Annotated in this window: 24 protein-coding genes; 15 read left to right on the forward strand and 9 right to left on the reverse strand. The window is 46.1% G+C overall.

The window, feature by feature from the left end:
* Positions 1-133: 133 nt before the first annotated feature.
* Positions 134-922, forward strand: a complete 789-nt coding sequence (locus CHI14_RS10965) for a DODA-type extradiol aromatic ring-opening family dioxygenase (protein ID WP_095288478.1) — start codon at positions 134-136, stop codon at positions 920-922.
* A 148-nt stretch (positions 923-1,070) separates the two neighbouring features.
* Here the strand turns inward: CHI14_RS10965 and CHI14_RS10970 are convergent, their stop codons facing one another.
* Both CHI14_RS10970 and CHI14_RS10975 read right to left on the reverse strand, forming a co-directional pair.
* Positions 1,071-1,283 carry a hypothetical protein gene (locus CHI14_RS10970; protein ID WP_095288479.1) on the reverse strand — a complete coding sequence of 71 codons (213 nt, stop codon included), beginning with the start codon at positions 1,281-1,283 and terminating at the stop codon, positions 1,071-1,073.
* 137 nt (positions 1,284-1,420) lie between these two features.
* On the reverse strand, positions 1,421-1,960 hold the full coding sequence (locus CHI14_RS10975; RefSeq protein ID WP_095288480.1) for a DoxX family protein: 540 nt from the start codon (positions 1,958-1,960) through the stop codon (positions 1,421-1,423).
* Positions 1,961-2,301: 341 nt separating this feature from the next.
* On the opposite strand from CHI14_RS10975, the gene CHI14_RS10980 reads away from it, so the two are divergent.
* From CHI14_RS10980 to corA, 4 genes are all read left to right on the forward strand, one after another.
* Positions 2,302-3,381: a DUF3048 domain-containing protein gene (locus tag CHI14_RS10980; RefSeq protein ID WP_095288481.1), complete on the forward strand. Its 1,080-nt coding sequence runs from the start codon at positions 2,302-2,304 to the stop codon at positions 3,379-3,381.
* 270 nt (positions 3,382-3,651) lie between these two features.
* Positions 3,652-4,266, forward strand: coding sequence for a DUF47 domain-containing protein (locus CHI14_RS10985; protein ID WP_095288482.1), 615 nt, complete (start codon positions 3,652-3,654; stop codon positions 4,264-4,266).
* A gap of 14 nt (positions 4,267-4,280) precedes the next feature.
* Positions 4,281-5,270: an inorganic phosphate transporter gene (locus CHI14_RS10990; protein ID WP_095288483.1), complete on the forward strand. Its 990-nt coding sequence runs from the start codon at positions 4,281-4,283 to the stop codon at positions 5,268-5,270.
* Positions 5,271-5,628: 358 nt separating this feature from the next.
* Positions 5,629-6,588 (forward strand): magnesium/cobalt transporter CorA, encoded by a 960-nt coding sequence (gene corA, locus CHI14_RS10995; RefSeq protein WP_095288484.1) that lies wholly within the window; start codon positions 5,629-5,631, stop codon positions 6,586-6,588.
* Between the two features lie 136 nt (positions 6,589-6,724).
* On the opposite strand, the gene CHI14_RS11000 is transcribed toward corA, so the two are convergent.
* The 4 genes from CHI14_RS11000 to CHI14_RS11015 all read right to left on the reverse strand — a co-directional run bounded on the left by CHI14_RS11000 (position 6,725) and on the right by CHI14_RS11015 (position 10,063).
* Positions 6,725-7,141 (reverse strand): MerR family transcriptional regulator, encoded by a 417-nt coding sequence (locus CHI14_RS11000; protein ID WP_095288502.1) that lies wholly within the window; start codon positions 7,139-7,141, stop codon positions 6,725-6,727.
* A gap of 25 nt (positions 7,142-7,166) precedes the next feature.
* Entirely contained in the window at positions 7,167-7,895 is a 729-nt protein-coding gene (locus tag CHI14_RS11005; protein ID WP_095288485.1) for an SDR family oxidoreductase, read from the reverse strand.
* Between the two features lie 257 nt (positions 7,896-8,152).
* Positions 8,153-9,235, reverse strand: a complete 1,083-nt coding sequence (locus CHI14_RS11010; protein ID WP_095288486.1) for a DNA alkylation repair protein — start codon at positions 9,233-9,235, stop codon at positions 8,153-8,155.
* A gap of 186 nt (positions 9,236-9,421) precedes the next feature.
* Positions 9,422-10,063, reverse strand: a complete 642-nt coding sequence (locus CHI14_RS11015) for a tyrosine protein kinase (RefSeq protein WP_095288487.1) — start codon at positions 10,061-10,063, stop codon at positions 9,422-9,424.
* Between the two features lie 449 nt (positions 10,064-10,512).
* Here CHI14_RS11015 and CHI14_RS11020 point away from each other — a divergent pair, with 449 nt between their 5' ends.
* Both CHI14_RS11020 and CHI14_RS11025 read left to right on the forward strand, forming a co-directional pair.
* On the forward strand, positions 10,513-10,803 hold the full coding sequence (locus CHI14_RS11020) for a YerC/YecD family TrpR-related protein (protein ID WP_017690665.1): 291 nt from the start codon (positions 10,513-10,515) through the stop codon (positions 10,801-10,803).
* A 1-nt stretch (position 10,804) separates the two neighbouring features.
* Positions 10,805-11,590, forward strand: a complete 786-nt coding sequence (locus CHI14_RS11025; protein ID WP_095288488.1) for a sirohydrochlorin chelatase — start codon at positions 10,805-10,807, stop codon at positions 11,588-11,590.
* Between the two features lie 90 nt (positions 11,591-11,680).
* On the opposite strand, the gene CHI14_RS11030 is transcribed toward CHI14_RS11025, so the two are convergent.
* On the reverse strand, positions 11,681-12,250 hold the full coding sequence (locus CHI14_RS11030; protein ID WP_095288489.1) for a TetR/AcrR family transcriptional regulator: 570 nt from the start codon (positions 12,248-12,250) through the stop codon (positions 11,681-11,683).
* Between the two features lie 206 nt (positions 12,251-12,456).
* Between CHI14_RS11030 and CHI14_RS11035 the strand changes: the two genes are divergently transcribed.
* The 4 genes from CHI14_RS11035 (at position 12,457) to rlmD (ending at position 17,100) form a co-directional block, all read left to right on the forward strand.
* Entirely contained in the window at positions 12,457-13,380 is a 924-nt protein-coding gene (locus tag CHI14_RS11035; RefSeq protein WP_095288490.1) for a ketopantoate reductase family protein, read from the forward strand.
* A gap of 99 nt (positions 13,381-13,479) precedes the next feature.
* Complete coding sequence (locus tag CHI14_RS11040; protein WP_095288491.1) at positions 13,480-13,896, forward strand: DUF4395 domain-containing protein; 417 nt, start codon at positions 13,480-13,482, stop codon at positions 13,894-13,896.
* 427 nt (positions 13,897-14,323) lie between these two features.
* Positions 14,324-15,205, forward strand: coding sequence for a diacylglycerol kinase (locus tag CHI14_RS11045; protein WP_095288492.1), 882 nt, complete (start codon positions 14,324-14,326; stop codon positions 15,203-15,205).
* A 149-nt stretch (positions 15,206-15,354) separates the two neighbouring features.
* Complete coding sequence (rlmD, locus tag CHI14_RS11050) at positions 15,355-17,100, forward strand: 23S rRNA (uracil(1939)-C(5))-methyltransferase RlmD (protein WP_095288493.1); 1,746 nt, start codon at positions 15,355-15,357, stop codon at positions 17,098-17,100.
* On the opposite strand, the gene CHI14_RS11055 is transcribed toward rlmD, so the two are convergent.
* Positions 17,010-18,572 (reverse strand): recombinase family protein, encoded by a 1,563-nt coding sequence (locus CHI14_RS11055; protein WP_095288494.1) that lies wholly within the window; start codon positions 18,570-18,572, stop codon positions 17,010-17,012. The two genes, rlmD and CHI14_RS11055, sit on opposite strands and share 91 nt — an antisense overlap.
* A complete protein-coding gene (locus CHI14_RS29965; protein WP_170948091.1) occupies positions 18,569-18,730 on the reverse strand; it encodes a hypothetical protein in 162 nt (53 codons plus the stop codon). The genes CHI14_RS11055 and CHI14_RS29965 overlap by 4 nt, the downstream gene beginning before the upstream one ends.
* 586 nt (positions 18,731-19,316) lie before the next feature.
* Between CHI14_RS29965 and CHI14_RS11060 the strand changes: the two genes are divergently transcribed.
* The 4 genes from CHI14_RS11060 to CHI14_RS11075 all read left to right on the forward strand — a co-directional run bounded on the left by CHI14_RS11060 (position 19,317) and on the right by CHI14_RS11075 (position 23,661).
* Positions 19,317-19,919: a hypothetical protein gene (locus CHI14_RS11060; protein WP_095288495.1), complete on the forward strand. Its 603-nt coding sequence runs from the start codon at positions 19,317-19,319 to the stop codon at positions 19,917-19,919.
* A 10-nt stretch (positions 19,920-19,929) separates the two neighbouring features.
* Positions 19,930-21,021 carry a hypothetical protein gene (locus CHI14_RS11065; protein WP_095288496.1) on the forward strand — a complete coding sequence of 364 codons (1,092 nt, stop codon included), beginning with the start codon at positions 19,930-19,932 and terminating at the stop codon, positions 21,019-21,021.
* A gap of 970 nt (positions 21,022-21,991) precedes the next feature.
* The gene (locus tag CHI14_RS11070) at positions 21,992-22,972 is read left to right on the forward strand and encodes a phosphotransferase enzyme family protein (protein ID WP_095288497.1); all 981 of its coding nucleotides are present in this window, start codon (positions 21,992-21,994) and stop codon (positions 22,970-22,972) included.
* A gap of 185 nt (positions 22,973-23,157) precedes the next feature.
* Positions 23,158-23,661 carry a shikimate kinase gene (locus CHI14_RS11075; RefSeq protein ID WP_095288498.1) on the forward strand — a complete coding sequence of 168 codons (504 nt, stop codon included), beginning with the start codon at positions 23,158-23,160 and terminating at the stop codon, positions 23,659-23,661.
* Positions 23,662-23,848 lie beyond the last annotated feature (187 nt).

A 23,848-nucleotide genomic window follows, 5' to 3' on the forward strand; every position in this document is an offset into this window, starting at 1 on the left:
CGATAAAGTGGAGAACAGAACGGCGCGATGGGCAGTTTCGGGATGTCAGCTTGGAAAAGCGCCTTCTACGCGGTAGAATAGAGGAGTAGTATAGAAGCGTAACCATTCTATCCGTGTCTGGAGGTTGGCAGCAATGACATTACCCGCATTTTTCATTGCGCATGGTTCTCCCGCTATGGCGGTGGAGAGCAATGACTACACTCAATTTCTGAACCAGCTTGGAAACAGGCTGCCGGCTCCAAAAGCCATTGTCGTATTTACGGCGCATTGGGATTGTCCCGAGCCGTCCGTGACGATGGACGATACACATCAGACCTTGCATGATTTCTACGGATTTCCCTCTAATATGTATACCATTGATTATCCAGCGCCAGGACAATCCGAACTCGCAAGTGAGATCTGCGCTCTCTTTACCCGCAGCAATCTGCCGCATCAGCCTGTTCGAGGCAGAGGTCTGGACCACGGAGTCTGGGTGCCACTGCTGCATATGTATCCGCAGGCGAATATCCCTGTCGTTGTTGTGTCTGTAGATTCGCTGCGTTCACCGCAGGAGCAGTACGATATTGGCCGGATGCTTGAACAACTGCGTCATGACGATGTGCTGATCATAGGCAGCGGCGGTACCGTTCATAATCTGCGACTACTCGGTAGTGACGAAGATGAGCCCGTGGATTGGGCGGTAGAGTTCGATGATTGGATGGAAGAGCGGCTGGAGAAATGGAACACGAGAGAGCTGTTTCAATATGACAAAAAAGCTCCGAATGCCCGGACTGCAGTTCCTTCCTATGGAACAGAGCATTTGGCTCCACTGTTCTATGCCATGGGCACAGCAGACATGTCCCGAAAAGCGAAGCGCCTGTTCCAGTCTTATCCGTATGGAACACTGAGTTTGAACTGCTGGCAATTCGGTGACGGCGTGTAACTTGGAGCAGACAAGAGGGATAGCTGTACAGTACGGCCCTCTATACAATGACATTCAGACATGAACCACTTATGAATAATAAAGCAAAAGGTTCCTTCAGCCAGGAATATTGGTGGGTGAAGGAACCTTTTTGGGTGTAAGCCTATATCTATTTTCGAATTTCGAAAAACTCACAAGCGGTGCGGGAATGATAGGCAAGTTCACTGACACTGGACTGCACAACAATCGTTTGGCTGTCAAAACGGATAATGACACCACCGGAATCAATCTGATGGTTATCTTTAAATACCCGGATCTGGTGCTGCAGTTCCATGGCTTCCTGGAAGTCGGCCTCGGTCTCAAGACGGCGGTTGGTCGGCATGTGGGGTACTCCTTTTGATCATGTACTTTACTTCCTGGTTCCATCATAATACGTGATTCCGTGCAGGGGCAAGTCTGGCATGAAAAAGCCCTGTTCCCCGGGGGATGGGGAGCAGGGCTGATATGGTATTCTGAATGTTACGCTGTTTTTTGAGCTGTATTTATGGTTGGTGTATCTTTGGGGTGATGACCTTTGTTCCGGCTGAACAATCCGCGAAGGTAAGGCAGAACCCAACGATCCAAACCGATTTTACCAGCATTGGCACCAGCGACGACGAGGAAGATTTGCATCAGAACCAGTTGTGCATTCGTGCTCACTGTACCCGAGAAGAGGAACGCGAAGTTCATCACGAGGGCCATCAGCGCAGCCAGTGTTGTGAAGCATCCAAGGATAAGACCGAGACCTACCAGGAATTCGCCGAGAGGGATAAGGAAGTCGAACAATCCGGCATTCGGTACTGCGAATTTTTCAAGGAATGTTGCCCACCAAGCCTGAACTGCCGGGTGATCACCTGTTGCTTTTTCCACTGCCCCAGCAAGGAAGCCTCCAGCCTCGAACCCGCCTGTCAGTTTGCTCCATCCATGAGTCATCCAGTCATAACCGATATACACCCGAAGTACTGTCAAAATCCACATTGCCACTTTGTTTTCTCTAAGCCATTGGTTGAAGCTGAACATATAAACCACTCCTTCATGGAATCTAGTGTGTGTTGTTTGTTTTGGTTTTTCTAAGTGATCACCTTTGATGTCTTTATTGTATAGTTCAAAAGTCTTTTTGTTTGTGATAAAAATCACAATCTAGTTCAAATTTTAAGTAAGCTTTTATAAGTTCACATTGAAGACATAAATGATTTGCGATTCATCGTTTCAATTCCTTGATTCCGGGGTAGAAAATTGCCTTTCTATCGAAGACAAATGGTGGTACGTGTGATTAAATGGAAAGAAAAACGTGAAATGGTTAACCGCATCCAGAAACAGCCACACCTTAGACCTAGGCCATTGTACAGGAGGTACAACGATTGAAGTCATTCAAATGGAACAAGGCAGCGTCTGCTGCATCTTTGCTGATTCTCGCCATAAGCCTGGTAGCTTGTCAAAGTAAGGAGGCAGCGCAACCGCCGGAGCCGGAAGCTGTCCCTGCGCCTGTAGAAGTGGAACAAGAGACCCAAGAACCGGCAGTTCCAAAGTTCACCGCACCGCTGACCGGCTTGCCGGTTGAGGAGGCTGTTACGCAGAGACCGCTCGCAGTCATGATTAACAATGCACCTGCAGCCCGGCCCCAGTCCGGTCTGAGCTCGGCAGATATCATTATTGAGGTGCTCGCAGAGGGCGGAATTACCCGGTTCATTGCGATCTTCCAGAGTCAGGGCGGTGCAGAGACCGTGGGACCCGTACGGAGTATTCGTCCGTATCTGATTGAGCTGGGCGAGAGTTATGATGGTGTGCTTGTACATGCGGGCGGCAGCCCAGACGCGTATTCCATTTTGCAAAAGCAGCAGAAGCAGCACATGGATGAGATTTCGAACAGCGGACCTTACTTCTGGCGTTCTTCGGATCGGAAGGCACCACACAATCTGTATACTTCTGCGGACAAGCTTAGAGAGGGAGCGGACATTAAGGGGTATAGCCACGATACCGAATCTCCCGTTTACATCTATAATGAGGAAGGCTCCACTTCAGCAGGAGAACCTGCAGCTCAATTCGATATTCATTATTTATTGGATAGTTACCGGGTGACGTATGATTATGATGAAGTTAGCGGACGATATATGAGACTGGTGAACGGCAAGCCCGATCAGGATCAGGATAATGGAGAGCAGATTGGAGCAGCGAATATTATTGTAGCCGGTGCAGATCACAAGGTGCTCGATAGCGTTGGCCGTTTGTCCGTCAATGTGGAACAGGGCGGGGAAGCGATTCTGTTTCAAAAAGGCAAGATGGTTCGTGGTCAGTGGGTGAAGAAATCGGGTGATATTATTCGTTTTGTACAAAATGGGACAGAGGCGGCCCTAGTTCCAGGTCAGACCTTTATCAGTATCGTTCCGAATCAACCTGACTTTGCAAGTCATGTTGAAGTCCAAAATCAGGTTCAGAATTAAGATCAAATTCCTTCGCTTGCTTCATTAATATGCTGATTCAAAACAGAAGTCGAATCCTGTCGGTTCATGTTTTGTAAACGCAGTGTAAAATCTGAGCATCATTTTTCCATCGATTCCAAATAATTAAGATTCATTTCAGATTAATGTGATAAGAATATAAAAAAGGATCGCAGCTTTTGTACAAACCATGAAACAAATATGATAAGATATCAAAGGTTGTCATTTCATGTTTCAAGGTTATCAGCAATTTCTCGTAAAGGGGATAGGACGATGAAGATAAAGAAGAAGGATATATTTTTCGAAACATTAGAGAATATGGCGGATACTGTCGTACAGGCGGCTGACTATTTCTCTGAGCATGTTTCCAACCTTCAGGATGTAACTCTGTTTACCAATGAAATGAAAAAATATGAGTCCAAGTGCGATGACTATGTGCATACGATCATTATGGAGCTCAACAAAACATTTATTACGCCGATCGAGCGTGATGACATCATGGAATTGACAACAACACTTGATGACGTATTGGACGGGCTTGAAGCAACAGCTTCCCGTTTCTATATGTACCAACTAACTGACCCGGATGAATTCATCGTGCAGTTCGCTGAGATTTTGCGCCAATCGGCTTACGAAATTCAAAAAGCGATCCATTTGCTGTCCCAGAAAAAATTGCTGGCGATCCGCGAATATACAATTCGTCTGAACGATCTGGAGAACCAAGGCGACGAAGTATTGCGCATGTGCATCAAGCATCTCTTCGCTACCGTGTCTGATCCGATTGAACTGATCAAGCGCAAGGAAATTTACGAGCGTCTTGAGACAACAACGGATGCTTGTGAAGACGTAGCTAACATGCTGGAATCCATCATTATGCGTAATTCTTAAGGAGCCAGAGAATAATGGAAACAACGATTTGGGTATTAGGTATAGTCGTCTTCCTTGCACTGGCGTTTGACTTCATTAACGGTTTTCACGACACTGCGAATGCCATTGCAACTTCGGTCTCCACTCGGGCACTAACCCCGCGCCGGGCGATCATTCTCGCAGCGGTCATGAACTTTGTCGGTGCGATGATGTTTACGGGAGTAGCGAAGACGATCGGAGGAAGTGTTACAGACCCCACGAAGCTGGATAACGGGATAGAGGTCGTCATAGTCACCTTGATTGCCGCGATTATCTGGAACCTCGTGACCTGGTGGTTTGGGATTCCTTCTTCTTCCTCACACGCATTGATCGGGGCACTTGCCGGCGCAGTATTTGTTGGTGCAGGTTCCGATAAAGTAAAATGGGGCGGATTCATCGAGATCGTCGAGGGGCTTTTGTTATCCCCGCTGATTGCATTTGCCATAGGTTATGTGGTCATGACCATTCTCAAATATATTTTTGCCAAACGCAGTCCGCACACCGTGAACAAGGGTTTCCGTACGGTACAGATTTTCACGGCTGCACTGCAGGCGTTCACGCATGGTACGAATGATGCTCAGAAGGCCATGGGGATTATTACATTTGCGCTAGTCGCAGCAGGTGTGCAGGATCATCTTGAAGTTCCGCTCTGGGTTAAAATCTCTGCGGCAACGGCGATGGCACTGGGTACTTCCATCGGTGGTTGGAAAATCATCAAAACGATGGGAACCAAAATCTTCAAAATTGAACCGATCAACGGTTTTGCTGCCGATTTGTCCGCGGCTTCCGTTATATTCACGGCAACACTGCTGCATCTTCCAGTAAGTACAACGCACGCTATTACATCCGCCATCTTGGGTGTAGGTTCCGCGAAGCGTTTCTCTGCTGTCAAATGGGGCTTGGCCGGACGTATCATTATTACGTGGTTCATTACCATTCCGATTACGGCTGTACTCGCAGGCTTGCTGTACTGGATTATTTTCTAAGAAAATGATCTGAAGAGCCATTCAGGACCGTCTGGCACAGCTGTTTATAACTGTGTGAATATCGGGATATGTGGACAATTTTTTAATCATAAGATAGAGAAGCCTGTGCATGAACGTGTGGACAGGCTGGATATGTGGATAGCCATCCGTGGAATGATAAACCAAACGTTAGATTATCCTGTGGATACAGGGAACTGTGGATAGGGAATGAGAGAAGCCAACAGGGTTGGCTTTTTTTGTTGTCTCTGCAGCAAGAGGTTATGTGGATAATATGGATGTTATGCGTTGGCAGGAGACGATTCGAGGATTAAGTTATACAATAGCGTAAAGGATATAGGACAAGGACGTGGTCTAATTTATGATTCGTACACTCGCCATCACACGAGATCATCAGGTCTCCATCAATACTCCCCTGACACAGCTGGACCTGCAGGATTATGCCTGGGTCTGGGCAGACTTTAACCAGCCTTCGGAGGAAGAAAGCCGATTGCTGGATACATATTTTCATTTTCACCCCTTGGCGATCGAGGATTGTCTGCATGTGCTGCAGCGCCCGAAGCTGGATTACTACGACAATTTACAGTTTCTTGTGCTGCACGCGCTTAATCCAACTACACTGGAAGCAGAAGAAGTGGATTTGTTCCTGGGGTCGAACTTCCTCGTTTCCTTTCATCATGGTGTACTGGAAGAAGTGGATGAAGCATGGGAGCGTATATTGCATCATGCACACGAACGTACCATCTGGGCACGTGGACCGGTGGCTGCTGCCTATACCGTGATGGACAAGCTTGTCGATCATTACTTCCCGTCTCTGTTTGCGATTGAAGATGAGCTGGCTGAACTGGAGAACCGGGGGAGCCAGGAATCGGTGGAAGACTTGATGAACCAGGTATTTGACCTGCGCAGCCGGCTGCTGAAGCTTAGACGAACCGTGGTGCCCATGCGGGATCTGCTCTACCGGGTCATCAACTCGCAGCATGTGCAGCGGACGGGGGAGCATACTGTGTATTTTACAGATATCTATGACCATCTCCTGAAGCTGACGGACATGATTGAGGCGGACCGGGAGATGACCTCGGACCTGCGGGACAGTTATATTTCCCTGAACTCCAACCGGATGAATCAGATCATGAAGACACTCACCGTTATTACAACGGTATTCATGCCGCTGACGCTGATTGCCGGAATTTACGGCATGAACTTCGCCTATATGCCGGAGCTTCAGTGGAAGTTCGGGTATGGTGCCGTACTGCTGCTGATGTTTGTGCTCGGTGGAAGCATGGTGGCCTGGTTTGTGAAGCGCGGATGGTTTAAATAAAAAGATTTATATAGAAAATCTAATATGGATAAGTAAATAAAATGTGAACAAGCGATGATCTTCTTTTGGTCTGTTGTAGCAGCGCAAAAGGGATCATCGCTTGTGTCTTCACAAATGGAGTAATTGTTGGAGCGATTTAGGCACCAGTGTCGCAGTTTGTATCTTCAAGATCAGGACGTTCTGAAAGCTCCCGGTAATGCTGAAGCTTATAGGCTATAATCTCTGATGTCTCTTTCAAATTAGATATGTCTTGTTGAATCTTACGCTGATGTTCCTCCAGGATCGCATACCTGGTTGCAAGGGTATCGGCACCTTGCTCAGACAGCTCGCGGTAATGCTTCATCTGTTCGATGGTCATCCCGGTGGATTTGAGTCTGGTCAAAAAAATAATGCCGAGAATCTGGTCTTTACTGTATTGCCGATGACCGTTTGATTTGCGTTCTGCATAAGGGAGCAGACCTACCTTTTCATAATAGCGGATCGTATCTTCCGTCAGGCCTGTATGCAGAGCAGCTTCGCGAATCGATGTAACGATGTCGGGTATGTCATGCATGTAATGCAACTCCTCAGTATTGAATTTACCAAGGTATTTCTCCATTATCCCCATAGAATCCTCCTGTGGGGCCATCGCTCCCGAGAACAGCAAGTTTCACAATCGTAGCAGCTGCCTGCTGCACAGTATTGGTTCCTGTAAAACCGTTTAGATCGGTTGCTGTAAAGCCTGGATCGACAGAGTTAATTTTAAGCGACGTATCTCTGAATTCCTTGGCAAGAGTAACGGTAAACATGTTAACGGCTGCTTTGCTGCTGTTGTAAGCGAGCAGATTGAATTGTGCATGCTCATGCTCGGGATCACTATTGTAGGCGAGGGAGCCCAGACCACTTGTCAGGTTAACGATTCGTCCTGCTGGGGACTGCTGCACTAAGGGTAACATGGCCTGGGTTACGGATATCATGCCGAAGAAGTTCGTGTTATAGGTTTCTCGTATATCATCCACAGCGATTAAGCTTGGTGGAGCAGCTCCACCCACGGAGATTCCTGCGTTATTGATCAGAATGTCGAGCGAGCCATACGTTTGTTCAATGTGATTGACCGCGGTCTCAATGGTTTTTTGACTCGTAACATCAAGCTCGATTCCATAGGCTTCGATTCCCTCGTTTAGTAGTCTCTGTGCGGCCTCCTCGCCTTTATGTACGTCTCTCGCTCCGAGGAGAACAACATAACCCATATTTCCCAACTGCCGAGCGGTTTCGAATCCGATTCCTTTGTTTGCTCCCGTGATGAGGGCGTTTTTTTTAGTTTGCATCCGTCATTCCTCTTTTCTTAATAATGTGAAGCATGTGGGTGATGATCTCCGAATGGTACAACTTGGAGTATGCTCCAAGTCAACAGACAATTTTGAGGGGATAGAGGTAGGGGAAATGAAGGAGAAAAATAAATAACCGAAGCGCGTCTGTGACAGACAGGCATTCGGTTAAGGGAAATATGAAGATATCCACATGTGAATATCTTTGTATCCGGGATTGTGGGCTGTTAATAACTCATTGGCGCGCAATCCTGTTGTTATTCAAGGACGAAAGCTGCCGAAGCAGTGGGTTGTCCGTTGACCACGATCGTCAAAGTATGAAGCCCGGCATAGTAACGTCTGGTGGTAATTACCTTAAACGATTGCTTCGTGGCGACCTTGCTTCTCCCCGCAGGATACATTTTATCCGAGCATTTGAAACGTTTGGGGGCCTGCTTGCCACTCGCCTTCATATATCCAATCTCATATTCAATCCGCAGCATTTGAGGCTGCCCACTCGCATTGACCACATCGAACGTGAATTCCAGCTCTTCACCAACGGCAATCGTATCCCTTGCAAGCCGAAGATGCTCAACGTGCACCGCATCCTGCTCAACATAGCCGAAGAGGGCGAGTGCTTTGGGATGCCCCTTTTTGAGCAGCGACCGGCTTGCGTGGCGCACAATCCAGTCGGTATGTGCATGCTGACCGAACCAGGTGGAGGCAAGATCCAGAACCAGATCAGGATGGTCTTTCGAAATATCGTTCAGATGATTCGCTACACTTTTTCGTACATAGAGGGATTCGTCCTGCTTCAAGGCATGGAGAATGGGAAGTGCTGGCGTTGGATCCGTAATTAAGCTGCGCAGCTTGGAACCCCATGGCAGGCGAGGGCGACTACCTTCGCTGGCAAGCCTACGAATATGCTCGTTCTCACTGCTTGTCCATTCCATCATCCGTTTCAACGTCTCGATCGGATACCGTTCAATAAACGGGCGCACCGCAAACTCCGAGCTGGAATAAGGTGTGAAGACCGTCAGGTACTTCATGGACAATTCATAATGTTCAGGAGCTAGTCCGTTCACCTCGATAAAATCAGGGACAAACAAATACTCGACCCCTCGCAGCTGTGGTGCCGCCTGTTCGAGGACATGCAGCGCCTCCTCATAGGAAGAGGGCAGTACTTCAGTCAGGGCCTGTGTAATGCGGCGAATACGTGCCTTGAATTCTGCCTGTTCCCAGCCTTCGGCAAACACGAGATCACGAAAATGTGCCTTGTCCAGGGCAGGGTAATATTGATGCAGAAGTTCGCCGGTCCGATCAATTAATCCGGGCGTATATTTATCCTTAAACAGTTCCATGGTCCGCCTCCTTTATCTACTACCCAGTATACCTTAATTTACAGAAATAAGAACATAGGTTCCTGAATTTTTTTATTTGAGATACTTTATATCAGATAGGAGTGTACAGCTAAGGCAACAGGTGGGCATGCTCGTAAGAAGGTGAAGGCACCTTCCTTATTCAAGGAGAGGTGCCTGAGGAAATGGCTAACGTTTGCTGCTTGAGGGACGGCGCTTGGTGGAAGTTGTTTTGCGACGAGTGGTATTACTGCTGCGGCGACGTGGCGTAGTCGTAGTGGACTTCTTGCGGCGCTTGCGCGGCCGGGGACGTGGCGGCGTATATTCCTCATAGTCGACCTCGGCAGGGCTGCTCTTGTTTTTCCCTTTTCCAAAAGGCAGGATACCCATAACAAGCTTCATCATGGGAGCCATTTGTTGAATGCCGCCAACGACCTTTTGCATTTTTCCAATGCCATTCATGATGCCGTCAATTCCGCCGAAGCGGTCAATCATTCCTTTCAATTCACCGAGGTTGGCCAGCGAGAACCCGGAACTGCTGGAAGCCGCAGGTGTCTCAACAGGTACTGGAGGAGCAACGGGAACACCGCCGCCATACAGGTTGCCTCCAGGTGTGCCTTGCCCGTAAGGTACAAGTGCAGATGCCTCCACTTCACCGTAGACCGGATAATAGGGCTCTACTCCGGGGTACATCGGCTGAACTTGGGCTTCATTCAATGAACGCTGTACCGCACCGGGTCGAGCATAGGCAGAAGTGTGCGCCTGTCGCTGTGAATAGGAAGACGGACGCTGCCGTGGTGTGGGCTGGCGATGATAATAATGCTGTGGCATGAACGATCACGTTCCTTCTATAGTGGATTTCGGAAATGCGTTCCTTCAACGGTCAGGTCCATAGGCGTGAACAGACCTTGATGGAACTCCCTTTTGCTATACTGTATGTCATTCGCGGAGAGACGGCGTAGGCGGGTGTCACGGAAAACGGGATATTTGCGGAATTGGGCGCAGGGGACAAGGAAGGATCATAATCATGGAAAAGGGAAGCGTGTACACAAAATTGTAACAATTAGGAGGGTTAAATCCCTACATAAGTAATCGGGAATATACAGGTGAAAAATGGGATATAACGCAGGAATTACGGTTGGTGTCCACGTGTGGAGGACAATAGTACCTAATGGAAGCGGTAACATGTATTTTTATTCTGTAGTGCGTTAACGCTTGAAATACCAACTCAGGGTGAGTACAATGAAGGTACACAGTAACCGCTAGGGGATGATGATGAAATGCAGCTGAAAAAGCTAAATGATAAAAGTATTGAACAACTATTTGAGGCCATTCTCACTCTGAAAGATATTGAGGAGTGCTACGTGTTTTTTGATGACCTTTGCACGGTAAACGAGATTCAATCCATGTCCCAGCGGCTGGAAGTTGCTCGTATGCTTGGTAAAGGCAACACGTATAATCAGATCGAAGCAGAGACAGGAGCTAGTACAGCTACGATCTCCCGCGTGAAGCGCTGCCTGAACTACGGCAATGATGGTTACAAAATGACATTGGAACGTCTGGGTCGCTAAGATGAAGAAACCGGGTGTACTGATCATTAGTCACGGTTCTCAGGAGCAGACCTGGGTAGAATCCGTCGATGACGCGGTCTCCCGGCTTAATCTGCCTGATGATCTCCCTGTTGAAGCTTCATTTCTTGAACTTGTGGAAGGACGCCTGATCCAGGACGGTATCAACCGACTGGAAGCACAGAACGTAACCGATATATTGGTCGTACCGCTATTTGTTTCATCTGGCAGCACTCATGTGGATGAAATTGAATATGCGATCGGCGCGAAGGAAGCACCGGAACGGGAAACGGATCTGGAACCCTTTCAGGTAACTGCAAGGGTACATTTCGGTTATCCTGTGGATAATGACCCGGATATTGCCGTGATGGTGTGGGATAAGGTGAAATCGCTGTCCCGGGAGCCGAAGCAGGAGACGATTCTACTGGTTGGGCACGGGAGCATTCACGATGGGTTCCGTCAGCGCTGGGAGTCAGGCATCTCCTCACTCGCACAGCGGGTACAGGATGTCAGTGGCGTTGCCCATACGGATTATGCACTTCTCAATCCGGAGAGTGTATATGACAAGGCAAAATACTGGAGCCAGGAGCAGGGAACCCGCGTTATTGTGGCACCGCTGTTTTTGAGTGCCGGTTATTTTACCATGAACGTTATTCCAGGCAGGCTGAAGGAACTGGACTATGCGTACAGCGGTGAGACGCTGCTGCCGCATCCGCTCCTGGGGAACTGGCTGGAGCGTCAAATTCAACTTTTACTGGACAAATGTAACGAGGGTAAGGCCCTTTCTTAAGATGGGGACGAGCGCTTTAAAATTATAGACAAGGAAACCACGTCCGCTGGACGTGGTTTTCTTTTTGCTGGTGTTCCTTGAGGGAGGAGATTACCCTTGGACCACGAGTCCAGGCAGGCTCAGATGGAGCTCCAATAACGCAATTAACTGATCGACCATATCCTCTGCAGAATAAGGCATGGCATTCATAATCCACCATTCCAGCAGACCGACGGCAGCAGAAGCGAGGAACTGTATAGTGACCTCCTTGCTCATGCCCCCCTGAACGCCGCACGCATCCATCTGTTCTTCGACGCCCTGAATCATAATCGTCATGAGCTTGCTCCGGAAGGCGGGAATTCCTTTTTTAGTAAGGAGGGTGGTATAGATGGATGCATGTTCCTCGAGATAACGGAAGGTTCGCAGCAGCGCGTCCTTTGCCGTCATTGGTGTTGGATCATGATCGATCATGCAGGTGTCCACCAATTGCTGCAAATACGTCTCGATACAGCGGTCCAGCAGATCATACTTGTCTATATAGTGCAGATAGATCGTTCCCCGGTTAACATTGGCCCGATCTGCGATATCATTGATCGTCATATGCTCGAAATCCTTTTCATTCAGCAATCCGACAAAAGCCTCCATGATGGCCTTTCTGGTTTTAAGTACGCGTCTGTCCATGGCGCCTCCTCTATAAGTTTCTTCGTTTCCTATTAATCTCTATGAATTGCTTACGCTTTTCAACAAAAAGGAGTATTTCGTTGAATAATCAACGAAAGCGGTTTTTTTAGCGATTGAAGCCTGAAAGCTGCTTTGATACTCTTATTTTATCAACAAATGTTCATAAAGCAACGATTATTCATAATAATGAAACCGAGGGGAATCGAATGAAAATATTGGTCTATGGTGCAGGTGTGCTAGGCAGTCAGCTGGCCCACGTTCTGGTACGTGGAGGAAATGACGTTACGGTTATGGCGAGAGGGAAACGGGCGGAGGAATTGGAGAGGGAGGGCGTGGTCATTCGGCATGTATTTCAGTTTAGAACGACGGTTGATCCGGTTCGGGTAACAAGAGAATTAACAGCGGAAGATGTTTACGATCTCATTTTCGTGGTCATGAAATATAATGATTTTCCATCGGTGTTACCTATTCTCGCGAATAACCGGAGCACTAACATCGTGATTGTAGGCAACAATGCAGATGCGCGAAGCATGCAGACCTATCTCGAAGACAGCAGCCCAGTGGATAAGCAAGTCGCGTTTGGTTTTCACGTTAGCGGCGGGAAGCGTCACAAGGATCGGATGATGTCCATAGGCGGGGGAAAGGGACTAATGGTGATTGGCGCACTGGACGGTAAGATTCCTTTTCAACCTCTGCTGGATTATGCCTTTGCAAAAGCAAAGTATAAGCTGGATGTGATTGAGGATATCGATGCTTGGCTGAAGAGTCATCTCATCCCGATTCTGATGCTGAATGCGGTGAGCTTCAATGAAGAGCGAGAGATGAAGAAGCTGGAGGGAAACCGCGAGCAGCTCCTGCACATGATCGGTGCCATGGATGAGGGGATTGCCGTACTGGAGGCGATGGGCATCGCCATGATTCCGCAAGCACAGGCGAAGCTGATCCGCAAGCATAAGCGGCTGCTGTATCTTTTGCTGAAGATCTACAGCATGCTTCCCGTGCATAAACTGGTTGCAGGTTCTTATGGCGAAATAGAAGCAATGGACCTGGCATTTACCGATTGGAAAAGCGTAACGAATGTACCTACACCCCATTGGGATGCACTCCGAAGGGATTTTACCATCCTATAATAAGATATGCACATGTTCAAACCATCTTTCTGTTGCTCCAAACTTCGATCCCGATTACAATAAAACCAACTAATAAAATAGGGATAAGGAGATATGGAGATGCGGGAAGTGCCTATGCGTTATGTCAAAGCGAATCAGGTCGGGATCGTGCTGTTTGTACTCCTGTCGTTTGGGTTCAGTGAGCCGCTGATCTTGGGTGCGTTGTGGATCATTCAGGTGGTCGGGCTCGTCTCCGGCGGGAAGCTGAATTTATTTGTCCAGATCGGGAAAGCGGTGCTTAACGGAAAAGGTACGGAAACCCAGGCGGTAGAGCTGCAGCGCTTCAATAATATTCTGGCGGTCTTGTTTCTGTCTCTGGCTCTCATCTCATTTTCCTTGAGCTGGCAGGTAGCCGGTTATCTGTTCTCCGGAATGCTCCTGCTTGCTGCAAGTGCAGCGCTGCTCGGTTACTGTGTAGGCTGCACCGTTTACTTCTGGTACAAACAGCTTCGCGCAGGCAGACGGATTAGCTTCTAAACCATTGATTAAAGTAAAATATTTGGTAACGTGGATGCGGCTTCGGGATTCGGAGCCGTTTCTTTGTGCTTTTTGAAGGAGATAAAGGTTAAATTCTTGTCAGACGGGCAGAATGGGTGTCTATGAAATGGGTTAATTACAGTTGAACAGAAAATCGCTGGCTGTGTAAAATAACATAGTATATGCTTGCCGGATGGCGTAAATCCGTTACAGGCTAGGACATCTTTACATTTGATGATATGATAGAATATAAAGGCTCTGGAATGAGATGGAATTCCTTATGCATAGATATAGGTATGATGAAGATTCGGGCAGGATTAACGGACGTGGGTGATCATGTAAAATGTTCCCCGGTTGTGACGCTCGCAAGTGAAAGAGAATGAGGTCGTTCAGACTCATGGATAATGTGGAATAGGTGGCGTATGAGATGAAAAAGGCTCGCTTAATATATAATCCGACCTCAGGCCGGGAAGAAATGAAGAAACGCTTGGCTGATGTGCTGCAGCGTTTGGATCAAGGTGGCATCGAAGCTTCAGTACACGCAACAACGGGTGAGGGAGATGCAACCCGTGAAGCGGAGCTGGCGATTGAACGTGGCTATGACATGATTATTGCCGCTGGAGGCGACGGTACGCTGTACGAAGTCATCAACGGCATGGCCGAGCGGGAGAATCGTCCGCCGCTGGGTGTGTTCCCTTTGGGAACAACGAATGATTTTGCGCGTGCGCTCGGGATCCCGAGACAATGGGAGGATTATGTGGATCTGGTCATTAATCAGCAGACCCGTCCGCTCGATCTGGGTAAGGCAAATGATAAATACTTCATTAATATCGCAGGCGGCGGCTCGTTGACCGAATTGACATATGAGGTGCCAAGCCGTCTGAAAACGATGATCGGACAGCTCGCCTATTATATGAAGGGTATCGAGAAGATGGCCAGCCTGTCTCCGCAGGAGCTGATTATTCGCGCGGCAGGCCAGGAAGAGATTCATGACGAATTCATGCTGTTCCTGATCGCCAACACGAATTCTGTCGGAGGTTTCGAGAAGCTTGCACCAGGAGCCACGATAGACGATGGAATGTTCGATGTGATCGGTGTACGCAAATGTAATCTGGCCGACATGATCCGCCTTGTTACACTGGCGCTGCGCGGGGAACATCTGAATGATAAGAAAGTGCTTCATTTCCAGACGGATTATATGGAAGTGACATCACCGGGCTATGTACAGCTGAATCTGGATGGGGAGCTTGGTGGTACTTTGCCTGCGACGTTCCAGAACCTCCAGCATCACCTGCTGCTGTATCGTTAAGAGAATAGGTGGGGCGCGGTGGCAGTGCGTTTTTCCAGTTGCCGTCCGCGCGGGGATCACGTATAATCTCAGGGTGAAATTGAAAAGATGAAGTAGAATGAACTCCCCATGCGTGGGGTGATATATAAGAAGAAAGAAGTGAATGTACGTTGTCTAATACGAACCGCAGCGGTCGTGGAAAAAACCGCCGGAATTCGGCTGCCTCTCAGGGGCAAGGGAATGCGATGGCATCCCGTCAGCCAGGTAAATCATCTCGTCCATCATCACGTCAGCAAGGGAAAGAGGTGCGGCCACAAGGCGCATCTCTTTCTGCCGTTCGTCCGAAGGGACGTGGACGTGAATCTGCGCCGATCGAAGGACTTCCAGTTAGCAAAAACGAAGAGACCGTCATCGACATCATTGGCATGAACCATGACGGTGAGGGTGTAGGCCGTGCGAATGGATACACGCTCTTCGTACAAGGTGCGCTCCCGGGTGAAACCGTCCGTGTACGCGTGATGAAAACCAAGAAGCAGTACGGCTACGCCAAGCTGCTGGAGATCGTGAAGGCGAGCCCGGATCGCGTATCCGCGCCCTGTCCGATCTACGATCAGTGCGGCGGCTGCCAGATCCAGCATATGAGCTATGCCGGACAGCTTGCGTGGAAGCGCCAGCTGGTTGTGGATAATTTGCAGCGGATCGGGAAGCTGAACGTGATGGTGGAGGATGCAGGCGTTCAGGGTGATGAAGCGAACCAGAAGAAACGTTCTGATAATAGCGTGGATCAGGCAGCTGAACCAGCTATTTCCGAAGAACAAGGGAACGGCAGCAATCGTATTCGTCTTCGGCTGGAAGGTGTCATGAACGAAGAAGCTGCTGCGCAAGGTATTCGTGTGCTGCCTACCATGGGAATGGACGAGCCATGGCGATATCGAAACAAGGCACAGGTGCCAATCGGCGTGACCGAAGGCGGCTTGGTGGGTGGATTTTATGCCAAAGGAAGCCATCGGATCATTGATATGGAGACCTGCCTTATTCAGCATGAGCACAACGACGAAGTGGTAGCGAAGGTGAAGGAAATCGGCAGTCATCTCGGGATCAGCGCGTATAACGAAGAGACAGGCCGCGGCCTACTGCGTCATGTGGTCGTGAAGAAGGCATTCCGCACAGGTGAGATGATGCTTGTTCTGGTCACCAATGGCCGGGATATTCCGCATAAGGATGAATGGATCGGCAGTATCCGTGAAGCGATCCCGCATGTAGCGAGCATCTGCCAGAACGTGAACAAGAAACAGACCAACGTCATCTTCGGCGACGAAACCCGCGTCCTGTGGGGCCGTGATGTGATCTACGATTATATCGGAGATGTGCAGTTTGCGATCTCTCCACGTTCGTTCTACCAGGTGAATCCGGTGCAAACTGAAGTGCTGTACGGGAAGACGGTAGAATACGCCGGACTAAGCGGCAAAGAGACGGTCATTGATGCCTACTGCGGCATTGGGACGATCTCACTTTTCCTCGCGCAGCATGCAGATCAGGTGTACGGGGTAGAGATCGTGCCCGAAGCGATCGAAGACGCTCGCAGCAATGCGTTGCTGAACGAGATGAAGAACGTGAAGTTCGAAGTCGGGGCATCGGAAGATGTCATCCCGCGTTGGAAAGAACAAGGCATCGAAGCCGACGTTATCGTTGTTGATCCGCCGCGTAAAGGCTGTGATCCACGTTTGCTCGATACGATCCTGGAGATGAAGCCGGAGCGCGTGGTATACGTGAGCTGTAACCCAAGCACCTTGGCACGGGACCTGCGTGTACTGGAGGATGGCGGTTATCGGACGGTTGAGGTAACGCCGGTGGACATGTTCCCGCATACAGTGCATGTTGAGTGCTGTGCGTTGATAGTTAGAAGTAAAGAATAAGCAGAGGGGTCCGAGAATCTGTAGAAGATTCTCGGACTCCCGTCTGCTTTTATTTCAATGCGATCAATCAGTCTGTGAAGTAATTCTGGAGTGAGTTCTTTGAATGACATGAAGTCATCAAGGCTCTTTTTTAGTTCTGTAAAGGCTAATGTGTTGTCACTCACTTGAAGTGATTTTTCGAGTTCATACTTTCGTTTGTTGATTTCTTCGATTTCTTGGTTTATAGATGCTACGTAATCGTCATATTCATTTTTGGGCATGTCCCCGTCAAAGTGTTTGTCATGAGCAAGATTCCTACGTTTTTTTAATTTCTCCAATTGAGAAACAATGGATTTGATCAATTTCTCATTCTGTTGACTCTGTTTCATTAGCTGATTTTCCAGTTTTTTATAGACGGATGCGTTGCTTAAATTTGAAAGAAGTAACTGGATGTCTTCCATGATTACCGAAACAAGGTCTGCTTCTCGAACAAGATGATCACTACATTTTTTACTACCGTGTTTGTTATAGTTCCCACACATGTAACCTTTGCAGTTCTTTTTGAAGTGCATCCCACGTCCGCAATCTGCACAATAAGCTGTATTCGTGAATAAGTGTACCTCTGCTTGTGGTCTTGTTCGTTTGCGACTTTGTAGTAATTGCTGGGCAACTTCAAAATCTTTCTTATCAATTATAGGCTCGTGCGTGTTCGGTACGATGATATATTCATCTGGCTTCCTATGGTTTCTATTCTTGTTTGTGACGCTCTTGGTTGTTGATCTGCATTGCACCATATCTCCCATGTAATGTGGATTTGTTAAAATCGTTAGGATAGTCGAACCGCCCCAGGTATCAGTTGCATTTTTCTTTCCAGCAATTTGAGAAGGTGTAGGAATCCCCTCTTCATATAACTCTCTTGCAATACGATCACGTCCTTTCCCTGAAAGAAAGCCTTTGAATATCCTTCTGACAATATCAGGGGTGGCGTCATTTCGGATGAATAACCTACCATCTTTCACTTCATAACCAAGTGGTGGAATTGATCCTTTAAACTCACCTCGTTGAGCTTTGAGCTTGAAAGTTGCCTTTACACGATCACTGATGTTCTGTGATTCTCGCTCATACATCCATGCGTATAAACCGAACATATGGACGTTACCTTCTAAAGTATTGATAGCATTATCAAGGGTGTTAATATGGAGGTTATGCTGTTCCGCCATATCTCTGATTTCATAGGATAGTCGTCCATTCCTCGCTAATCTGGATAATTCCTTCGCCATAATCACATCGAATTTGTTGGCTTTGGCATCAGCGATCATACGTTGCAATACAGGACGTTTGGATGTTGTTCCGCTTTCAACCTCTACATAAATCTCATGGATAGTCCAACCCTTTTCGGCAACATAATTTACGAATAGATTCCGCTGATTTTCCAACGAAGTTTTTTGTTCTTCTTTGTCGGTTGAAACTCGAACATATATTGCACATCTCATGCGGCATTCTTCCTTTCGTCATGAGATGTGACTGTATTCACCTGAATACGATCGTAATAGGACCCGATCAGGTTGTCAATTTTTTCGTCAATTAATGTTTGGATGATGTCTTCGAAAGACAATTTGTATTCGTTATTGAAAATTCTTTCAACTTGCATTTTTATTCCTCCTCCGATTATTAAGTTTGAGTGCATATTGGATAGTCGGAAGGATTCAATACACATTTCTTCCACAAACGAGTATGAACCGTATTTCTATCACTTCACCGAAGAAATCTGCAGTATTTCTTTTCGGTGATATGAGTATATGAAAAAAACAAGCCTCTGAGTTTGAAAAACGGTTCTACCCGTGTCGGAGGTTTCTTGCTTTAAAGTGTTGAAGTGATATTTTGTGGTGGGATGTGGCTCCTATGCTCAATGCATGGAGCCTTTTTTGGCTATTTTCAACTATCTCAGTTATATCGCCATGTAGGAAATCTATAATGCAGTAAGCGGGATGAGGGGCTTCGCTCGTCGGGAGACTTCCAACTTCACCTTCTCCCTACGGGAGTAACGGTTCAGTAGGAATCTCCATCAATTCGTTGCATTCGCCTGCGGCGACCGTTCACCCTTCGGGATTCACTATGAAACGAATTGCGACTCGCTCGCCCCTTGGGAAAGCAGTTGCCCATTCTGGGCAAGCGTCTCATTCGAGACGCACAAAAGCCCAAATAAACCCCATCAACTATCAAAGGAGGTAACTGTCATGCCGAGAAGAAACAAGCCTTACATTACGCAATATTTTGAGCGTGACCGTAATGCATTCACCGCATTATTTCGTACTGGACATGTTAGATACAAGCATTTACTTCAATGTGGATTAGCAGATTCCAGAATTAAAAATTTAATGCGAGATGGTCATTTTGAGAAGGTGTGTTACAAGCAAACTGGTGAGATCAAGGAATGTTACAAACTCACTAAATCTGGACGAGCTTTAGCATATCAGCTTTGGGGATTAGCCAAGCAGTACCATGCACAAAACCCGTTGCATGATACGGTGATTGCAGACAAGTATTTTAGTATCCCATTGGAATCTCGTGATCAGTGGGTTACGGAAAGTCAAATTCGTGATAAGTTTCTGGAACGATTAGATGAATTGAGGAATCAGGGAAAGGAAGTGGAAGCAAGGATTTATGAGGATATGCATAACAAAGGGTTAATATCGATGCCAGATGCCGTATATGTCGATGAAAACGGAACAGAAATTGCTTTCGAAGTGGTCACGAACACATATGGTCAAGAAGAAATACAGGCAAAAGAAACACTTGTGAAATTAATGAATTATGGATACGAAACATCCAAAGCGTAGGAGGTGAAAAATGAGCAATATCAACGAAAAGAAACAACGAGTAAGTGAGCGGTATCATGAGTATTTGTTTATTATCTATCATTTTGGCAACAAGGTAATCCTCATGAAACAGCTATTCCGATACGCCCGAATTCTTGGCTTAGCTCAAAGTTATTCAGTCTTTTACGGACAAATTAAGGAATTAGCTGAAGCCGAGATTATACGCAGAGAACCATTTACTGCTTATGGGAAAAAGACACAGCTCCATATGCTCACATTAAAGAAATTCGGAATCCGATTCGTTGAGGGTAAAGGAAGCAGTCAAAGTGTAGCGGCAGTACCGAAATCATATACAAATGAACGTATTCTCGTCTCGATATTCAAAAATTGTTACATCTTGAATAAGTTAATTCCTCGAATACAACAAAAATGCCCCAATATCACCGTTGAGACAGTCATCGAATTGATTGATAAAGATCATAGTAACATTCTGGAATCAAAAAATCAGGGCGTTGTGTTCTTGTATAACATCCTTGATTGTTCAACACTTCATCCCTACTTGAACTCTGACGAGATCAATTATGAAATCAATCGGTTAACTGACATTAAGCAAAAACGTTTAGTGGGTTTAGTGGGAGGTGCTTCGTCATCGGAATGTAAAGATCAAATATCCATGTCTCCGAAGCTTACAAAACTGGACTCTTATTCAATAGACAGTTTGATAAATGCACATGTGTATATCGCTCAAGTAAAGATCGTCCAAAATAAACCGTTAATTACTTTATTGCTGTTTGATGTTTATAACAAGCAGGCTATTTACCGAATGGCAACTCAAATTGCCTGTGCCTTTCATATGTTCGGACGTTATTTTAACGATTTTTCACTGAGAGTAGGGATTGTCGGTATCGACGACGTTGCATGTAGAATATTGGAATCGGAAGCAGAAGCAGTAGTAAGTGATTTCTTTACAAAAGAAATAAAGGGTTCAAGATTGTCTCGTATCTTAGCAGATTGGAGAGTTAGTTCCATCGAACAGGAGCTAATTCAAATCCGATTTACGCATTACGATATAACCAACCAGTATTTGGAGGGTATTAAGCATTCCAATTTAATAAGAAAATGAATCGAGGCAAGTCCATCATTAGAGGTGGATTTGTCTTTTTCATTTGTCAGTTATCAACTCGATTCGACTTGTATATGATATGAGATCTTTCAAAGGAAGTGAAAAGCAATGTCATACCAACTTGCAAAATCGAATAACAAAATAGTCCGTTTAAGAGATTTCGGATGTGAAAATAAAAAGCATCGGCGTTGAAGGTATGATCGCCTAAAAAGTTAACCGAGGAACTAACCCTTCCTGGCAGTGCCGTTGACGGTGGGCGTGTTTGCCTTGCAAGTTCGGTGAGGCTTGCCTGCCATAGCCGAACTTATAAAGATTTCCTTCTTTCTCATGAAGGATGTGACTGTCCTGGTTCCCGAAAGGGATAGGGGGGCAAGCAATAATCGTGGTGATTACGGAGCGTTTGATACCAGACCTTGGCTCCGCTGAGCTTGTCGCTATTTGCGAGGCTGATGATACGGATACCTCGGCGATTATACGCCATATTACTATTACAGCTCACCCTTGCTACGCTTAAATTAACCATTTTGGCGTGGCAGGGGGGGGCATCGAGCCGTTTGCCTAACTCAAACCACCATATTAAAAAACCAACCCGATGCTGATGCATCAACTCAGCGGTTGCGTAAATAAACATTAGAAGGCGAGATGGTCGGGGAGGCAGAAACTAATGCATTCTTGAATATATCAGAATGAATTGCATATAACATAAAATCAATAAAACAGGAGTGCTTGTCAGTACATTTATTGCTGGATGGATGTATGCACCCGCTGAAGGAATTGCTTAAAGTGATTTTTAACCATACAGCGGTTACATTTTATGGTAACATATTGGTGGGAGTTATTTCTTACCGAAAATGATGGAAGGGGTGACGTGTTTTGATAAGGAAGGATAATCAAAATTGTATGTTTATGAGAGGGCTTGCCTCTTAGTGGAGTTTAGTCCTCTCATAAATAATGGGAGGAAAACATCGAAATGATGAAGTTAAGTAACATGGTTAAAGGTTTGGCTTCAGATGCCGTTGCAAAAAGTCTTATTCAAAATTGGGAACATGACGAAGGTACATTAATGTTGTGGCGTGCCAGTTCCAACTTCGTATATGCTTTCGAGAATAAGCAGGAGAAATATTTTTTGCGATTCAGCTATGATCAAGAAAGTTCTATCGAACAAATTACAGCAGAGCTTGAATTCATGGAATATTTGAAATCTAATCATTACCCTTGTGTTTCTCCTATTCTTTCAGTAAACGGTAAGTATATTGAGACAGTACAGAACTCAGAAAGAACGTATTTTGCAGTTGTGTTTAATTCAGCCAGAGGTACTGCATTGGATGAGAACATAACAAAAGTGCAGTGTGAGGACTGGGGAAGATCACTTGCTTCCTTGCATCAATTATCGAGGTTGTACGAGCCTGCCAGTACGAAACGATTCAAATGGCAGGATATACTACGGAAGATTGATGCTGTGTTACAAGCCTACCCAGATGAAAAAGAAGCAATTGAGGAGCTTAGTATACTTACTGTGCGGCTTCAATCATTCCCTATTTCAAACAGCAATTATGGATTAATCCATTATGATTTTCAACTGGACAACATATTTTATGAAGAGGAAAATCGCTTGTTTAGCGTTATTGATTTCGATGATGCTGTTTATAGCTGGTATGCTCACGACATTATTACGGCTCTTGATGATTTTCTCGACGATGATATGAACTTGGATAATCCTCAAGTGAAATCGTTTCTAAAGGGTTACAGTTCAGTAATTCCGCTGGATAACGGGGACATTAACCAGTTTCCGTATTTTCAAAGGTTCATGAAATTATATAGGTTCTCGAAATTGTTATGGTCGTTGGAAGGTTCGGATGTTACAGATGCACCCAAGTGGCTTGATGATGTAAAGTCAAAGTTCGCTCGTGTTAGAGATGAATTGAGACGGGGATTTCAAGAGCAATACTGAGTAAATGACAAACAAGATCCACCAAGTGTAATGCAAGGTGGATCTTGTTTATTTTGGCTCTGTTAAACTGTGTTGCTGATTTTTTATTGAAGTAACGGGCAGTTCAACATTATCTTCTGAAGGATATTTATGGTGATTGCAGAATGGTTTAATGATCCAATATCACTATAAAAATGAGGTAAACTATGAATATAGTTCTTATAGGTATGTCTGGAGCTGGCAAGAGCACTTTAGGTGTGTTGCTTGCAAAAGCTTTAGGAATGGACTACGTGGATACAGATATTGTTTTACAACAACATGAAGGTAGGTTGTTACAAGATATAATTGATAATGATGGTATCGAAAAGTTTTTAGAAATCGAAGAAAAAACCGTATCTGAGTTGCAACTGAAAAATTGCATTATATCTACAGGTGGAAGTGTTATCTATTCAGAGAAGGCTATGAATTTCCTTAAACAGGATGGTCAGGTTATTTATTTACATGTCCCATTTGAAGAAATTCAGAGGAGACTAAAAAACGTAACAACCAGAGGTATTGTTATAAAAAAGGGAAATAGTCTTGATGACGTTTACGAGGAAAGTGTCCCCCTATACATTAGGTACAGTGATAAAGCCATTGATTGCTCAAATAAGGATATAGAACAATGTGTTAATGAAATTATAGAAAGAATACAAGAAAATCTGTCGTGATGATTCAACTATCGGAGAAAGATAGCCTAATCAACCGCCCTTTCGTTGGACGGTTTTTCTTTTAGTCAAAAAGTTTAACATAGCCTTTATTTTAGGTGAATAACAGTCACATCTTAATGTAAAATAGACCTATCTACCGTCAGCACTCATCCCATGTGGAGTCGGTGGCGATGTTGGTGAGGAGTGG

This window comes from Paenibacillus sp. 7516 (assembly GCF_002272715.1).
GTDB classification, from domain to species: Bacteria; Bacillota; Bacilli; order Paenibacillales; family Paenibacillaceae; genus Paenibacillus; species Paenibacillus illinoisensis_A.